Source organism: Streptomyces sp. NPDC001700, assembly GCF_053596435.1.
On sequence record NZ_JBSFGE010000081.1, the window covers coordinates 1 to 1,823 of the forward strand.

Consider the following 1,823-nt stretch of genomic DNA (forward strand, 5'->3'; position numbering starts at 1 on the left):
TTTGATCTGGCTGAGGCGGGTCCGGGGCGTACGCGGGAGTTGTTGGCGGAGTTGGTGGGTCTGTTCGGTGCGGGTGTGGTGGAGCCGTTGCCGGTGAGGGCGTGGGATGTGCGCCGTGCTCGGGAGGCCTTCCGCCACGTCAGTCAGGCGAGGCATGTGGGCAAGGTGGTGTTGACCATGCCTCGTGTGCTGGACCCGGAGGGCACGGTGTTGCTGACGGGTGCGACGGGCACGTTGGGTGGTTTGGTGGCCCGGCACCTGGTGGCAGAGCGGGGAGTGCGGGATCTGCTGCTGGTCTCCCGTCGTGGTGATCAGGCCGCTGGCGCGGAGGAGTTGGGCCGGGAGCTGCGGGAGCTGGGCGCGCGGGTGCGGTTCGCGGCGTGTGATGTGGCTGATCGGGATGGGTTGGCGGGGTTGTTGGGGTCGTTGGAGCGGCGGTTGACGGGGGTGGTGCATACGGCGGGGGTGTTGGATGACGGGGTGATCGCGTCGTTGACGCCGGAGCGGATCGAGGGGGTGTTCCGGCCGAAGGTTGATGCGGCGCTGAATTTGCATGAGTTGACGCGGGATATGGATCTGGCCATGTTCGTGGTCTTTTCGTCGGCGGCCGCGGTGTTGGGCAGTGCTGGGCAGGGCAACTATGCGGCGGCCAATGCGTTCTTGGATGCTTTGGCGCAGCATCGTCGTGCGCGTGGGCTTGCGGCGCAGTCGCTGGCGTGGGGTATGTGGGCTGAGCGCAGCACGATGACGGGTGAGCTGGGTGATGCGGATCTGGTCCGGATGAGCAGGGGCGGATTCGGGGCCCTGACCTCCGAGCAGGGTCTGGGGCTGTTCGACGCCGCGACGGCACTGGACGAGGCGGCCCTGGTGCCGATTCCGATCGACACGGCCGCCCTCGCCCGCGGCGGAGACGTACCGCCGCTGCTGCGCGGCCTCGTACGGACGTCCGCACGCCGAGTCGCGGCCGCACGGGCCGCCGCGGACGGATCCGGGCTTGCCGCACGCCTCGCCGGGCTCGACGCGGACGAGCAGCGAGCCGTCCTCCTCGACCTCGTCCAGGGACAGGCCGCCGCCGTACTCGGCCATGCCACGGGCGATCTGATCGATGCCACCCGGCCGTTCCGGGACCTGGGCTTCGACTCCCTGACAGCGGTGGAACTGCGTAACCGGCTCACCGCCGTCACCGGAATTCGGCTTCCGTCCACTCTCGTCTTCGACCACCCGACCCCGCAGGTCCTGGTGGACCACCTCCGGTCCCATGTGCTCGGTGTCACCGCGGACACCGCCGTACCCTCGGCAGCGCCGTCGGCGTCCAACGACGACGACCCGATCGTCATCATCGGCATGGCCTGCCGCTACCCGGGCGGTGTCTCCTCGCCCGAGGCCCTGTGGCAGCTGGTGCGTACCGCCGGTGACGCCATCTCCGAGCTTCCTGGGGACCGCGGCTGGGACATCGACCGCATGTACGGCGCGGACGTCGGCGGCGAGAGCACCACGAAGACCCACGCGGGCGGCTTCGTCTACGACGTACCGCTCTTCGACGCCTCGTTCTTCGGCATCTCACCGCGAGAAGCGCTCGCCATGGACCCGCAGCAGCGCCTTCTCCTCGAAACCGCGTGGGAGGCGTTCGAGCACGCCGGCATCGACCCGGCGTCCCTGCGCGGCAGCCGGACCGGTGTCTTCGCCGGTTCCTCGCACTCCAACTACGCCGGCAACGTCCTCTCGATGCCCGAGGGTGTCGAGGGTTATCTGATGACGGGGACGACGACGAGTGTGATCTCGGGTCGGGTGGCGTACAGCTTCGGTCTTGAGGGGCCGGCGGT

At 69.2% G+C, this 1,823-nt stretch carries 1 protein-coding gene; it reads left to right on the forward strand.

Annotated features, from left to right (window positions below):
* Positions 1-1,823 (forward strand): SDR family NAD(P)-dependent oxidoreductase (locus tag ACWC5C_RS42035; protein ID WP_450884634.1); only part of this gene is annotated, 1,823 nt, incomplete at both ends.